The following is a 14,399-nucleotide window of genomic DNA, read 5'->3' as shown; positions in this document are numbered from 1 at the left end:
CTCAGGCATTCTGTGATAATAAAAAGCGCGTTCTTTAACGCGCTTTTTTTGTGTCTGTATATCAGCAGGATATTCTCTACATAGTGCTTTTAGTTGTTGGGTAAATTCGCTACTGTAGATAAAAACACCGACAAGGAAAGACTATGAAACGCACCGCAATTGCGCTGGCATGCCTGGTGACCAGTGGCCTGTCTTATGGCCAGAGCCAGGTAGAAGAGCTGATTAATAATGTTGAGCCTCAGGTTATTGAGTGGCGACATCATTTTCATGAGTTTCCGGAATTATCCAACCGCGAATTTCAAACCGCTGAATACATTACCCGGTTTTTAAAAACTTTGGATGTGGAGATTACGACGGAAGTGGCCAAGACCGGGGTGGTGGCCGTGTTAGATAGTGGCAAACCAGGACCGGTGGTCGCCTTGCGGGCCGATATGGATGCCTTGCCGGTGCCGGAACAAAATGACTTGCCGTATAAATCCACTCAGACCGCCCAATACAATGGTGAAACCGTACCGGTGATGCATGCCTGTGGGCATGATACGCATATGGCTATGCTCATGGGTACCGCCAAGGTGCTCAGTGAGATGAAAGACCAGCTACGGGGCAAGGTGAAGTTTATCTTTCAGCCAGCCGAAGAAGGCGCCCCTGCAGGTGAACAGGGCGGGGCCGAAGTTATGGTTAAGGAAGGGGTACTTAAAAACCCTGATGTTGATGTGATTTTTGGTTTGCATATCAATGCCAACACCGATATTGGCAAAGTGCGCTATACGCCCAAAGGGGCGATGGCAGCCGTGGATCCGTTTAAAATTGTGGTAAAAGGCAAACAAGCGCACGGCGCCTACCCCTGGAAAAGTGTGGATCCCATTGTAACCGCCGCGCAAATGGTGATGTCGTTGCAGACCATCGTGAGTCGTGAGCTGAAACTGATCGATGCGGCAGCCGTGGTTACCGTCGGCTCTATTCATGGTGGCAATCGTTCTAATATCATTCCTAATGAAGTCGAGTTGGTAGGCACTATTCGCACGCTGGATAAAGATGCGCGCGAACATGTGTATGAAGCCATGGAGCGTAAAGTCAAAGGCATTGCGATGAGCATGGGGCCGAGGCCGAGCTTACGTTACCGCTGGATTACAGCTATCCTATTACCTTTAACGACCCCGAGCTTACCACGCAAATGTTGCCTACTTTGAACCGAACTGCCGGGGCAGAAAATGTGTTGCTATCTAACCCGGTCACCGGTGCCGAAGACTTTTCGTTTTTTCAGGAACAGGTACCTGGCCTGTATTTATGGGTAGGCGGCAAACCTCTTGATGTGTCTGAAAAAGACTCACCGGCGCATCATACACCTGAATTTATGGTCGATGACAAAGGCATGAAACTGGGGGTGAAGTTACTGACCAACATGACCCTGGATTATATGCAAGGGTCTGGCGACTAGCCAGACCTTCAAACCGCCCTGCCAGCCCCGATAGCCGGATCTGGCAGGGCTGTCGGGTAGGGGACAGTCTGGCAAGGCAGTCCCCTAAGTCGCTATGATTCCCGCACCTGGTCCCCGGCGCTTTTTACCGGCGGCCGGCCCACCACATATAACACGACATAACCGGCCACGGCGCTTATCAGCGAACCGGCCAGAATGCCTACCCGTTCATCAAAAATACGGTTTAAACCGGACTCTTCAAAGGCCAGGGCCCCAATAAACAGACTCATGGTGAAGCCCACACCACAAAGTAAGGCACAGCCGTAGACATGTTTAAGTGTCAGCCCCGCCGGCAATTTGGCCAGTTTCAGTTTGATCACCAGATAACAAAATGAAAAAACGCCAATTTGTTTACCAACAAACAAACCTAAAAAGATTCCAAAGGTAACCGGGTGTAAAATTCCCTCCGGGCGGATGGCGCTAAAATCAATACCGGCATTGGCAAAGGCAAACAAGGGTAAAATCGCAAAGCTGACCGCGGAGTTGAGTTCGTGCTCTAAGCGGGTAACAGGCGAATAGCTGGGATCGCGGGCGCTGCGCATCGGGATGAAGGCGGCCAGGACTACCCCGGCCAGGGTAGCATGCACCCCCGATTTCAATAGCGCGACCCACAGGACCAGCCCCACCAGAATATACGAAGGAATATCAATCACCCCGCGTCGATTCATGACCGCCAGTATCGCCAGACAGATGGCCGCAATGATGAGCGCTGTTTCGGTAATGTTGCTGGTATAAAACAAGGCAATAATGGCAATGGCACCGATGTCATCTATTATTGCCAGGGTGACTAAAAACACTTTCAGGCTGGTAGGGGCACGACTGCCCAGCAAAGCTAAAATCCCCAGCGCAAAGGCAATATCGGTGGCGGCCGGAATCGCCCAACCCGACATGGCAGTACTGTCGCCCCAGTTTACTGCCACATAAATAAGCGCCGGCACGGCCATGCCACCGATAGCTCCGGCAGCAGGCAGGACCATTTCCTTAGGATTAGACAGCTCCCCTTCGCACACTTCACGTTTTAGCTCTAAACCCACGTGAAAGAAAAAGACGGCCATCAGACCATCGTTAATCCACAGTAGCAGGGGTTTTTCGATGCCCCAATCGCCGGCCTTGATAACCACGGGCAGGTCAATAAGCTGATTATACCAGGGCGACAGGGGGGAGTTGGCCACCACTAATGCCAGGGCCGTGGCCGCCATTAAAATTATACCTGCAGAAGATTCGCGTTTGAGAAAGTCAGCTACAACCTCGTTTAGCTGCTGCACTTCATCTGCCAGTTTCATTGGATACGCTCCAGTAAAGATTGCTTGAATGCCAGTGCCGTCAGGCTCAAGGGGCGGTTTTTGCGGGTCACCACATACCAGGAATTACAGATAGGGAAATCCTGCACATTCAGTACCCGGATGTTATCGGTCGCGCTCTGGGCGAGGGTGTGTTCAGATAATATCGCCAGGCCCAGGCCTGAGGCTACCGACAGTCGAATGGCTTCATTCGACTCAATGATCATGGGGTCGCGAAAGCTGAAACCCTGTCGGGTACAGTATTCATCTACCGCTTTGCGGGTACCGCTGCCATTTTCACGCAGCAAAAACTTCTCCCCTGCCAGATCATGCAATGTACAGTAATCGGGTCCGTTATAATCACCAGGTGCAATCACTACCAGCTTATTATCCATAAAAGCGGTGGCCTCAATATTCACATCTTCGGGAGGCTGGCTGAAAATATACACATCATCACGATTTTGTTTAAAGCGGCCGGCTATTTGCTCACGATTGCCCACGGTAAAATGTACATCAATATTCGGGTGCGCCTTACAAAACGCGCTCAGCATGGGCGGCGCGATATATTTAGCGGTAGTCACTGCCGCCAGTTTGAGCGCGCCGGTTTCCATGCCCTGTAAAGCCTGCACCTGCGTGGTCAGCTTTGCCTGTGACGACAGTACCTCCTGGGCGCACAGATACACCGCCTCGCCGGCCTCGGTCATATGCACCTTGCCATTAAATTGTTCTAACAAAGGCAGCCCGACAATTTGAGAAAGTTTTTTTAACTGCAGTGAAACCGTAGGCTGCGACAGTGCCAGCGAATTCGAGGCCGCGGTGACAGAGCCGCCGTCAACCACTTCCTGAAACACTTCCAGTAAACGAAAAGTTAGATTATTCATGATGTCGTGTGCACATAGCCCTATGATTCATTGTTTCTCCAAGAGTAGATTTGTATCCGAAAAAACACGTATTGGTTCAGTTATGCCATTGCCAATTTGTGGGCTTTGCGGTGTTTTTGCGCTACAATCCCGGGCCTTCAATTGCACTGAATATGTTAACCAGTGCGCTATCTTTTTTCATGTATCCAACCATTAAAGGAAGCGTTTGATGGCTAAAGTCGCGATAGTAATGGGCTCCACCTCAGATTGGCCGACCATGCAGCAGGCAGCAACCATGCTGCAAGAATTCGGGGTCGAGTTTGAAGCTAAGGTAGTGTCTGCTCACCGCACGCCAAACCTGTTGGTTGAATTTGCCGAGCAGGCTGAAAATGAAGGCTTCAGCTGTATCATTGCCGGGGCCGGGGCGCCGCCCACCTGCCCGGTATGCTGGCGGCCCACACGCACCTGCCGGTTTTTGGGTGTCCGGTAAAATCCAAAGCACTCAATGGCCTGGACTCGTTATTGTCGATTGTGCAAATGCCGAAAGGCGTGGCAGTCGGCACCCTGGCGATTGGTGAAGCCGGGGCGGCCAATGCGGGGTTATTGGCGGCTCAGGTAGTGGCATTACAGGAACCGGCGGTTCGCCAGGCTATCATTGATTTTCGTACGCAGCAGACCGATTCGGTACTGGCTAACAGTAACCTGGAGCTGGACTGATGAGAGTACTGGTCTATGGCGCCGGTCAATTGGCGCAAATGATGTACCTGGCAGGCGCCCCGCTGGGTATTGAAGTGGAGGCGGTCGATGTCTCCAGCGATACGGTAGTGCATCCGGTCAGCAAGCTACCGCTGGATGCCAGTCTTGAACAGGCCATAGAAGCCGCAGATGCGTTAACCGTTGAGTTTGAACATGTACCAGAACGCTTGCTGGAGCAGGCCGAAAAAAGTAACAAACTGATGCCGTCTATGGAGGCTATCCTGGTCGGCGCAGACCGGGTTCGTGAAAAGCAGTTGCTGGAAACCCTCCAGATCCCGAACTGTAGTCATCGGATTGTTACCAGCCTGGATGAATTAGACGCCTGCATCAGTGCCCTGGGCGACAAGCTTATTATCAAAGCCAGCCGTGACGGTTACGACGGCTATGGGCAGTGGCGACTCACCAGTGCTGATCAGCTTGAGGAGATTAAACAGGCGCTGGATGGTCTGGATTTATCCGCGGTGCCGCTGGTCGTTGAAAAGATGCTGAGCTTTGAGCGCGAATTGTCGCTGATAGGTGTGCGCAGCCAGAACGGAGATATAAAAGTCTACCCCATCGCCGAGAATTTGCATTACCAGGGGCAGCTGCATGTTTCTGTGGCGCCGGCGCCGAAGGTTGATGCGGCCTTACAGCAACAGGCCGAGGATATCTTCAAACGGCTAGCAGATGGTATGCAATATACCGGAGTGCTGGCGGTTGAGATGTTCCAGTGCGGGGACCAACTGCTGGTTAACGAGCTGGCGCCCCGGGTCCATAACTCTGGTCACTGGACCCTTACCGGCAGTGATACCAGCCAGTTTGAAAACCATTTACGCGCGGTAACAGGTTTGCCTCTGGGCGATACCGGTGCCCGGTCACCGGCGGCGATGATCAACATCATCGGTTGTGGTACGTTCTCACGAGAACTGCTCAGTATTCCGGGCTGTCATCTGCACTGGTATGGCAAAACGGTGCGGGATAAACGAAAAATGGGTCATATCAATTTGACGGCCGAAAACTATCAAATGTTGGGTCATAAGATGCAGCAGCTGGTGGCATATGTTCCTGGCGAAGCATTTCCCAAACTGGCTGAAGAAGCTCAAAAACTCAGCAGTTGGAAGTAGAACGACGAAAGCGACTTGACAACCACCGTAGTCAGATTAGAATACGCCCCGCTTACCCGAGGTAAACCCCTTACGGTAAGCGGTTTTTATGTGTGCCGACTTAGCTCAGTTGGTAGAGCAACTGACTTGTAATCAGTAGGTCGCCAGTTCGACTCCGGCAGTCGGCACCATTCTTCCCCCCTTCAGTGTGTATCCTTTGGTTTGCTCAAACCTGTTTGTCACGTAAGATAAAGAAAATACAATCTTGCCAGGATGGTTTCTATGTTGCGTGCGTGTTCAGTAATTGCCTCTGTTTGGTTATGCAGTTCACTGCTCACCGGTGCTTATGCCTCTCAGCCTGCTTCGGCGATCGAATTTGAGCGGCCTTATTTTGCGGCGGGCTTTGACTTAGCCACCACGGCCGCGGGCTATGCCAGGCTTCACAATCTTACCAATACACATGTCCATATTACCCATATCAGCGTGCCGGAACATATTGCTAAGGGCGCCTCGTTACACCGCAGCGTATCTGCTGACAATATGGTGAAAATGCAGAAACTAGCCGACGGCTTAACCCTGAAGCCTGATGCCCAGCTGACATTTGAAACCGGTGGCTATCATGTGATGTTGCATAACCTGACCCGGCCACTGGAGGTGGGCACCAAGGTGCCTGTAACCTTTCACTTTCGCGCGCAGCGCAGCCAGCAAGTAAATTTTAGTGTGCACCAGCTTGATAACGGTGGCCATCAGCACCATCATGAATAAAGCCGGAAAGGACAGGGAGTCGGGTGAAGTAATCCAGATTCTTACTGGCCCAGTATCTACAACTAAGATGATAAACCATGTTGTTCATCATAAAAATCGATAAAGGAGCGTATAATGAGTAAGATTGATATCGGTATTTCAGAAGATGACCGTAATACAGTAGCGGAAGGTTTGAAGAAGCTGCTGGCCGATTCTTATACCCTGTATCTGCAAACCCACAATTTCCACTGGAATGTCACAGGCCCTCAATTTCGCGAGCTGCACCTGATGTTCGAAGAGCATTACACGGAACTGGCTGAAGCGGTGGATGACATTGCTGAACGTATTCGCACGCTGGATGTGGTGGCACCAGGCACCTACAAAACCTTGTCTGAGCTTAGCTCCATTGAAGAAGTTGAAGGTGTGCCAGAGGCTACCGAAATGGTACGTTTACTTACCCATGGCCACGAGCAGGTGGTCAAAACTTGTCGCGATGCCCTGAAAAAAGCGCAGGACGCTGATGATGAATCCTCGGTTGCCCTGATTTCTGATCGTATGCGGGTGCATGAAAAAACGGCGTGGATGTTACGTGCCCTTCTTCCTAAATAAAGTTGACGATTAATTACAATGACTATGCGTAAAAATTCGCTTACCAAACGCCTGGCAACCTTGTTGCCAGGCGTTTTTGTGCTATGTGGAGCTCAGGCTGATGAGCATAAACAGACTGACGCTACCCAGATTCAGGTAACCCAGCTTGCCGAAGGCCTGGCCAACCCCTGGGGCATGACCTTTTTGCCCGATGGCGATATGCTGATTACCGAACGTGCTGGCGATATCCGTCGGTATTCGTTTGACAATGGTCTGAGTAAACCTCTGGCTAATGTCCCTGAAGTAGATGCGGTCAACCAGGGCGGGATGCTTGATGTAGTGTTGGATCCTGAGTTTGCTGATAATCAGACTATTTACTTTTGCTATGCCAAAGCAGGGGACCAGGGTCGCAGCAGCGCCGTATCCAAGGCGACACTTAAAAATAATAGCCTGACCAATGTCGAAACCATTTTTGTCGCCGAACCACTGGTCGACAATGGTTTTCATTTTGGTTGCCGCTTAGCCTTTGACCGTCAGCAACATTTGTATGTGTCGCTGGGTGATCGCAACGACTACATGGATGAAGCTCAAAACACGGATAATCATTTTGGCACAGTGGTTCGCATTCACAAAGATGGCTCGGTTCCTGAGTCAAACCCTTTTGTTGATGGCGACGCGCCAGAGATTTTTACCTATGGGCACCGTAATGTCCAGGGACTTACCGTACACCCGCAAACCGGTGAAATCTGGGCGATGGAACATGGTCCCAGAGGGGGTGATGAAGTTAATGTGCTTAGCAAAGGGAACAACTACGGCTGGCCGGTGATCACCTATGGTATCGATTATGACGGCAGCGTGATTTCGGATAAAACCCATCAGGAAGGCATGGAACAGCCCTGGGTTTACTGGGACCCGTCTATTGCTCCTAGCGGCATGGCGTTTTATACCGGCGATGCATTCAAAGACTGGCAAGGCGATCTGCTGGTGGGGTCCCTGAAGTTTACCCATCTACGTCGTATCGATATTAAAGAGGGTAAACCCGGTGAACAACATGAATACCTGCGGGACAACAGCGCGCGTATCCGGGATGTTGAGGTAGGGCCTGACGGGCTTATTTACCTGCTTACCGATGCGCCGGACGGCAAATTATTGCAGCTGTCCCCCGCTAAGTAAGCTTGCTGCGGTATCGAATAAAAGCCAGTGTTCGCGCTGGCTTTTTTGTGTCCGGCCCCGGAGCAGCTGATCTCACCCCGATTACTCCGAGTAGCGATCTGAGTAGCAATAAAGACGCGGTCAGCCACGGTACTTTGAGGGGAAGAGAGTGCCTGTTAGCCTGATTATTCTTATTGTTCTGCTCATGGGGGGCTATCCCTTGATAAGGAAAAGGAGAACTACGTATGCGTAAACTGTTGATTGGTGCCACCACAGCCATGCTGGCTTTAAGTTCACACAGTGCGATAGCACAGAGTATTAAAGTAACGATGAACAAAGCCGGCACCCAGACCTCTGCCGGTTCGGTGATAATTGAAGAGCATGATGATGGACTGGTTTTTCGGCCGTCACTGGAAGGGTTGAGCCCGGGTGGTCATGGCTTTCATGTGCATGAACATGGCTCGTGCGACAGTGCCATGAAAAAGGGTGAAAAAGTCCCGGCCGGAGCCGCAGGAAGTCACTTAGATCCGGACAAAACCGATTCTCATGGCTACCCCTGGAGTGCTCAAAGCCACCTTGGCGATTTACCACTGTTGTATGTGGGTGAAGAGGGGGAAGCCAAACATCCGGTACTGGCGACACGATTGAGTATCAGTGATGTGCAGGGTAAGGCCCTCATAGTTCACGAAGGCGGCGATAACTATTCTGACTCGCCGAAAAAACTGGGTGGTGGTGGCGCACGGGTACTGTGCGGCGTTATTCAGTAAAAGGGTTCTTTTGATAAGTGCAGATATGTGCGAATAAGCCCGCAATACGGCCTCTGCAATTTACCGGTGTCAGGGCGGCCCTTACCGCCCTGATGCTTAAACCCGGTTACTTACTTTTATAACGTTCAAACCAGGCCAGTATATTTCCGGTTTTCTGGATCAGTCGTGAAGGCCGACCGGCAATACCGTGGGGCGCACCCGGGATCCTAACCATGGCTGCATCTACCTGTTGTAAGCGCAGGGCCTGATAAAACTGTTCAGACTCACTAATAGGCGTGCGATAGTCAGCCTCACCGGTCAGCAGCATGGTAGGAGTAGTGACATTACCTACCAACGACAAGGGCGAGTGTTCCCACAGATGGTCGGCCACTTCCCAGGGCTTGCCAGGCATCCAGTACTGTGAAAAATAGGGATAGGCATCGGCGGTTAAGGCAAAGCTCATCCAGTTGATCACCGGTTTGGCCACCACGGCCGCCGCAAAACGGTCCGTTTTTCCAATTGACCACGCGGTCAGCACACCGCCGCCGGAACCTCCGGTGATAAACAGGTTGTTGCTGTCCACGGCACCCTCGGCCACCACGGCGTCGACCACATCCATCAGATCCTGATAATCATCAGACGGGTAATTATGATGAATCAAATTACCAAACTCAGCGCCATACGAGGAACTGCCCCGGGGGTTCGACCATACCACCACATACCCTTTGGCCGCCATCAACTGAATTTCCATAGCAAAGTGAGGGCCATAGGCTGCGTGGGGGCCGCCATGAATCTCCAGAATCATGGGGTACTTTTTATTGCGGTCAAAGCCTGGCGGATAGGCCACCCAGGCATCAATTTGCCGGTCATCGACGGTGGAGGTGACCGGCAGATGTTTCACCTCAGCCAATGTCAGATGCCCTAACGCATCTTCATTAAGCGTCGTCAAGGTTCGCCGTTCACCCTGTGGGGTCAGCAGGCTCAGGTCGGCGGGCCGGCTATCGCTGGCCTGGGTATAGGCAATCTGACCTTTGGAACTGAGGGCAAATTCGCCAGACGTATAGGGGCGGCCCAGCGACTGTCCGCCCAGACTCACCTCATATTTTTGTATCTCGGCGTCAAGCCCGACCCGGGCCAGACGATGATGGCCCTTATCCAGATAAGAAAACACCAGCGAAGCGCTGTCTTCAGCCCATTTGAAGCTGCCCAGAGAGCGATCCAAAACCTCGGTTAACCGGGTGACCTTGTTGCTACCCAGCTCCATCACCACCAGGTCCGGTGTTTGATATGACTGTTTGTTATCCTGCAATTGTGTAAACGCCAGATACTTGCCATCCGGACTAAGCTGCGGACGTGCTTCAGGGCCAGGCATATCGGTAACCTGTTCCACCTTGGCAGTGGTGGTATTGATGCGAAAAATATCCCCGCGCACCGGATGCAGCGCAAAATCTTTGCTTCGATCAGCGGCAAAATACAGCCAGTTGCCTTGCGCCGAAAAACTCAGCTCGCTGCTGTTGGGGTAGGCGCCGGTGGTTAACTGACGGGGCGTACCGCCTTCGGCAGGCAGTATGTAAATCTGGCGATGGCCACTGTCCAGATAGCCCTGACCATCGGCCCGGTAGTCGGTTTTTTCAATGTATTTTGCAGATTCGGCCCATTTTGCTCCTTCTGGTTTTCCTGGCATCGAGGAAAACAAAGGTTGCTGTTTGGTGGCGGTAAACATGGTAAATGCCAGTTGCTTACCATCGGGGGACCAGGTCATCTGCGACGGACTTTCGGTAAGCTTGGTCAGGCGGGCGGTGAGGCCGTCTTCCAGGTAGTGCATATAAATCTGAGCACTGCCATTTTCGTCACTGACATAGGCCAGGCGGGTACCATCCGGGGAAAGTGCCGGTTGCCGAATGTTGCCGCTGTTGGCCAGCATGGGGCGGTGGCGCTGGTCCTTCAGATTAACCTGCCATAACGCGCTGGTGGTCCGGTCATTCATGATATCCATACTATGGCGCACATAATACACCGTATCACCCTGTGGACTGAAAAATGGCGCAGCAGCATATTCCAGGTTAAACACATCCTGATACTGCAGGGTGTCAGCCAGGCCTTCCTGCGCCAGGGCCGGTACGCTAAGACAACTGGCCAGGGCGATGGGCAGGGAGCGCCGGTAAAAAGAAGTGAAATTCATGGGTTATCCTTGTTGAGAATGTAACTTGTCATAATGATGACCTTTGAGCGAAATTCGTTGTAGCAAAATATCCTTAAACATGACCCAGTCACCGGCCAGACTGTAAAATGGGTAGGAGAAGGTGGCTGGCCGGTTTTTTTCAAAAAAGAAATGACCCATCCAGGCAAAAGCATAACCGATAACCGGCACCAGTAATAACAGACCGGCAGATTGCACCACCGTCGCCCACCCGATTACCGCCAGCACCAGCCAGGAGCCGATAAAGTGTAATTGGCGGCAGGCAGCATTCTGATGCTCGCTTAAATAATAAGGGTAAAACTCTTTGAATGAAGCAAAGCGTGACGGTGCCATGACAGCTTACTCGCACATTGTAAATAAGATGTAAACTGTAAAGGCGGCCAGCCAGGATTGCAACCCATGGCCATGGCGAAAAGGTAATCATGGCAGCCGGACACAGAATCTTTTTGTTGCTTGTTTTTTTCAGGAGGATCCCCCATATCTGGAAACAAATACATCATTCACGGGCATAGATAATGGAAACAATGGGACAGACAAACGTCGTTGATATTACCGTTGAAAATTTTCAGCAGGTAATTTTACAGCAGTCGCAGGAAAAATTGGTGATGGTCGATTTCTGGGCCGCCTGGTGCGAACCCTGTAAAGACCTGATGCCAATGCTGGAACGCATTGCGGGAGAATACCCCAATGATATGATCCTGGCCCGGGTAGACTGTGAGCAACAACAGGAAATCGCCGCACAATTTGGTATTCGTAATCTGCCCACCGTGATGCTGGTTAAAGATGGTCAGCCTGTAGATGGTTTTGCCGGTATGCAGACCGAAAGCCATATTCGTGAATTGCTGGCGAAATATTTACCGCAGCCGGGTGATGAAGAATTGCAAAAAGCCGCCGAGCTGGTGCAGCAGGGCGATTATCAAAGTGCATTTCCGCTGGCTAAACAAGCGGTAGATCTCAGTCCGGATAATATCGATGCGCGGTATATGTATATTGATTGCCTGATAGAAACCGGCTCCATCGCCCAGGCGAAAACCGAGCTGAGCCAGATTCGGATGGTCGATCAGGATGCCCGTTATCAAAGCATGATGAGTAAGGTAGAGCTGGCCGAACAGGCCGCAGAGTCGCCGGAGCTGAAACAATTACAGCAAGAGGTGGCGCAAAACCCGGATGATTTGCAGCTTAAAATCGATTTGGCGGTACAACTGCAACAGGCCCACAAAGCCGATGAAGCGCTGGAATTGTTGCATACCGTGTTACTTACTGATTTGAATTTTGGCGATGCCAAAAAGCGCATGCTGGATATGATCAATGCACTGGCCGATGGCGATCCGCTCAAATCCCTGTATCGGCGTAAAGTTTACAGCTTGCTCTATTAATTCAATCCATTAACCAGTGGGTTCGCCCCATCCGTTACAGCCTAGCTGATGTCGTCGGCCACCGGGTCGGCGACCCGGTAGGGGCAAAAGCCTTCGGTGTGAAGCCAGTTCAGCGCGGCAAAATAGCTTTGAAAATAATTACGCTGATAATCGGCAGTGGTATTAGGGTAAGTACGTTCCAGTTGGGCACGTTTCACCATGCCGGGGTCCAGCACATAGGCTGAACGGGAGAGTCCATGGTCGATACAGTGCAAAATGGCCTCAGCCATCCGATTTTGACACTCCGGTGTGGTCAGCACCCAGCGCCGGCCATCCAGTAGGGCACCCCATGGCTGCTGGTTGAATTTTGGAAGCAGTGCATAAATTTCTTCAATTGCTGCTTCTGTGGTGGCCCGAGTCCATGCGCCCGTAGCGTAAACTTCCAGCATGTTTCCCGAGACATCCAGCGCATATTGCCCATAGGTGGGAAATCTCATTGCTATGTCTGCCTGGCTGTATTCTGATATTCATTTATAGCAGAAAAAGGTCGTCGACGGCATCCCCTTATTACTGGTCGTAGTTGTCCCTGATTATGCTTTTTGGCCGTAGCGTCTACTCACCTTCAACAGACTCTGCTACATTGGCACAAAAAGTAAGCACAGAATCATTGCCGATATGTATCAGCACTTTTATCAGCGTTATCTGAACGCACATTCAGGAAAACAACATTTTGCCTGTCATAGTCATTATTTTTGGCCCGATGTGACCCGGGAAGCGATGCTAGCTTACTGGGATGACAGCGCCAGACTGGCCGACGAAAAATGGGCATTCTTCTTCAGCGATGTGGTCCCCCAGACTCAGCATTTTATTAGTGAGACCCTCAATACCGGGGCCCCGGAACAAATTGTATTTGCCCCGAATACCCATGAGTTGGTGAGCCGGCTGCTAAGTTGCCTGGATTTTAGTCGCCAGGTGCGTCTCCTTACTACCGACAGTGAATTTCATAGCGCCAGCCGGCAGCTGCAGCGACTGGAAGAAACCGGTCAGTTGCAATGTCATCGGGAGCCTGCCCAGCCATTTGCCAGTTTCACAGACCGTTTTATCGGGCAAATACAACAACACCACTGGGACATGATTTTGGTCAGCCAGGTGTTCTTCAACTCAGGCTGGGTAGTGGAACATCTGGAGCAAATTGTGGAAGCGGTGACCTCCTCCGACACCATCATTGTTATTGATGGCTATCATGGCTTTATGGCCCTGCCTACAGACCTGGCGCCCATTGCTCATCGGGTGTTTTATTTGGCGGGCGCCTACAAATATGCTCAGGCGGGCGAGGGGGCCTGCTTTGCCCATGTACCGCCAAATAATACCTTACGACCGGTGTATACCGGCTGGTATGCTGAATTTGGTGAACTGGCAAGCCCTCGTGCCGATGCAGTGACCTATGCGAAAAACGGAATGCAGTTTGCCGGCGCCACCATGGATTTTTGTGCACTGTATCGACTGCGGGCGGTGTTTACCCTGTTTGCTGAAGAAGGTCTCAGTGTGGAGCGCATCAATAGGTATATCAAGCAGCTGCAACAGCGGTTTTTAGAATTACTGGATGCCCAGTCCCATCCGCAATTAAACCGGTCTTCATTGCTGATCGACGATGAAAACTGTCGCGGTCATTTTTTAACTTTTGAACTGGCGGAGGCGCAAAGCGCAAAAGCCCTATCCGAGCAGCTGCGTGGCAAAGGAATTCTGACCGATTACCGCGATCGCCGCTTACGCTTTGGATTTGGTTTGTATCATAGCCTGGACACCCTTGCTGTGGATTTAAGCTGATTTGGATACCCTTAGCCCCCTTCATTTATTGGCCTTGGTAATCGCCCTGGTATTGGTGCTGGAAGGCTTAGGCCCGTTCTGTATGCCTAACCGCTGGCGCTTATTTTTGCTGCAGTTGAGTCAGCAGCGCGCGGCTTCGTTACAAAAATACGGCGGAATTATGGTGATTGTCGGGCTGGTAAGTTTGTATTATTTGTGGCCCTGAAAGTCTTCCAACACAATGAATTCTGGTCGTTTTCGAATATTAGTCCGGCGTTGGCGGCCGCCGGCAGTGAAGGCCTGTCTATAAATTGCGCATAAAAAGAGATGATCAGCGATGGCGATCTTTGATA

At 51.4% G+C, this 14,399-nt stretch carries 13 protein-coding genes, 1 tRNA gene and 2 pseudogenes; 11 read left to right on the top strand and 5 right to left on the bottom strand.

Annotated elements, in window-relative coordinates:
* The first annotated feature begins 143 nt into the window (after positions 1-143).
* Positions 144-1,438: pseudogene (locus tag IT774_RS14905) on the top strand (amidohydrolase).
* A 92-nt stretch (positions 1,439-1,530) separates the two neighbouring features.
* Here the strand turns inward: IT774_RS14905 and nhaA are convergent.
* Complete coding sequence (nhaA, locus tag IT774_RS14900; RefSeq protein ID WP_195810463.1) at positions 1,531-2,760, bottom strand: Na+/H+ antiporter NhaA; 1,230 nt, start codon at positions 2,758-2,760, stop codon at positions 1,531-1,533.
* Positions 2,757-3,638, bottom strand: coding sequence for a LysR family transcriptional regulator (locus IT774_RS14895; protein ID WP_195810462.1), 882 nt, complete (start codon positions 3,636-3,638; stop codon positions 2,757-2,759). The genes nhaA and IT774_RS14895 overlap by 4 nt, the downstream gene beginning before the upstream one ends.
* Positions 3,639-3,846: 208 nt before the next feature.
* Between IT774_RS14895 and purE the strand changes: the two are divergent.
* The 7 genes and pseudogenes from purE to sodC all read left to right on the top strand — a co-directional run bounded on the left by purE (position 3,847) and on the right by sodC (position 8,706).
* A pseudogene (gene purE, locus IT774_RS14890) lies at positions 3,847-4,334 on the top strand (5-(carboxyamino)imidazole ribonucleotide mutase).
* Complete coding sequence (locus IT774_RS14885; RefSeq protein ID WP_195810461.1) at positions 4,334-5,476, top strand: 5-(carboxyamino)imidazole ribonucleotide synthase; 1,143 nt, start codon at positions 4,334-4,336, stop codon at positions 5,474-5,476. Before purE ends, IT774_RS14885 begins: the two are co-directional and overlap by 1 nt.
* A gap of 94 nt (positions 5,477-5,570) precedes the next feature.
* Positions 5,571-5,646, top strand: a tRNA-Thr gene (locus tag IT774_RS14880).
* A 91-nt stretch (positions 5,647-5,737) separates the two neighbouring features.
* A complete protein-coding gene (locus tag IT774_RS14875; RefSeq protein ID WP_195810460.1) occupies positions 5,738-6,220 on the top strand; it encodes a copper chaperone PCu(A)C in 483 nt (160 codons plus the stop codon).
* Between the two features lie 114 nt (positions 6,221-6,334).
* Entirely contained in the window at positions 6,335-6,808 is a 474-nt protein-coding gene (locus tag IT774_RS14870) for a Dps family protein (protein ID WP_195810459.1), read from the top strand.
* Between the two features lie 18 nt (positions 6,809-6,826).
* Positions 6,827-7,960, top strand: coding sequence for a PQQ-dependent sugar dehydrogenase (locus tag IT774_RS14865; protein ID WP_195810458.1), 1,134 nt, complete (start codon positions 6,827-6,829; stop codon positions 7,958-7,960).
* Between the two features lie 224 nt (positions 7,961-8,184).
* Complete coding sequence (gene sodC, locus IT774_RS14860; RefSeq protein ID WP_195810457.1) at positions 8,185-8,706, top strand: superoxide dismutase family protein; 522 nt, start codon at positions 8,185-8,187, stop codon at positions 8,704-8,706.
* 106 nt (positions 8,707-8,812) lie between these two features.
* On the opposite strand, the gene IT774_RS14855 is transcribed toward sodC, so the two are convergent.
* Together IT774_RS14855 and IT774_RS14850 are read right to left on the bottom strand one after the other, a co-directional pair.
* Positions 8,813-10,867: an alpha/beta hydrolase family protein gene (locus IT774_RS14855; RefSeq protein WP_195810456.1), complete on the bottom strand. Its 2,055-nt coding sequence runs from the start codon at positions 10,865-10,867 to the stop codon at positions 8,813-8,815.
* Between the two features lie 3 nt (positions 10,868-10,870).
* Entirely contained in the window at positions 10,871-11,218 is a 348-nt protein-coding gene (locus IT774_RS14850) for a DUF962 domain-containing protein (protein WP_195810455.1), read from the bottom strand.
* Between the two features lie 191 nt (positions 11,219-11,409).
* Between IT774_RS14850 and trxA the strand changes: the two genes are divergently transcribed.
* Complete coding sequence (gene trxA / locus IT774_RS14845) at positions 11,410-12,261, top strand: thioredoxin (RefSeq protein ID WP_408641186.1); 852 nt, start codon at positions 11,410-11,412, stop codon at positions 12,259-12,261.
* Between the two features lie 41 nt (positions 12,262-12,302).
* Here the strand turns inward: trxA and IT774_RS14840 are convergent, their stop codons facing one another.
* Complete coding sequence (locus IT774_RS14840) at positions 12,303-12,737, bottom strand: hypothetical protein (protein WP_195810453.1); 435 nt, start codon at positions 12,735-12,737, stop codon at positions 12,303-12,305.
* 178 nt (positions 12,738-12,915) lie between these two features.
* Here IT774_RS14840 and IT774_RS14835 point away from each other — a divergent pair, with 178 nt between their 5' ends.
* On the top strand, positions 12,916-14,067 hold the full coding sequence (locus IT774_RS14835; RefSeq protein ID WP_195810452.1) for an aminotransferase class V-fold PLP-dependent enzyme: 1,152 nt from the start codon (positions 12,916-12,918) through the stop codon (positions 14,065-14,067).
* A gap of 1 nt (position 14,068) precedes the next feature.
* Positions 14,069-14,272 carry a DUF2065 domain-containing protein gene (locus IT774_RS14830; RefSeq protein ID WP_232365012.1) on the top strand — a complete coding sequence of 68 codons (204 nt, stop codon included), beginning with the start codon at positions 14,069-14,071 and terminating at the stop codon, positions 14,270-14,272.
* The last annotated feature ends 127 nt before the right edge of the window (positions 14,273-14,399 follow it).

This window comes from Salinimonas marina (genome assembly GCF_015644725.1).
Lineage (GTDB): Bacteria > Pseudomonadota > Gammaproteobacteria > Enterobacterales > Alteromonadaceae > Alteromonas.
The sequence above is the reverse complement of the archived record's forward strand: the minus strand, read 5'-3'. Positions and strand labels throughout refer to the sequence as shown.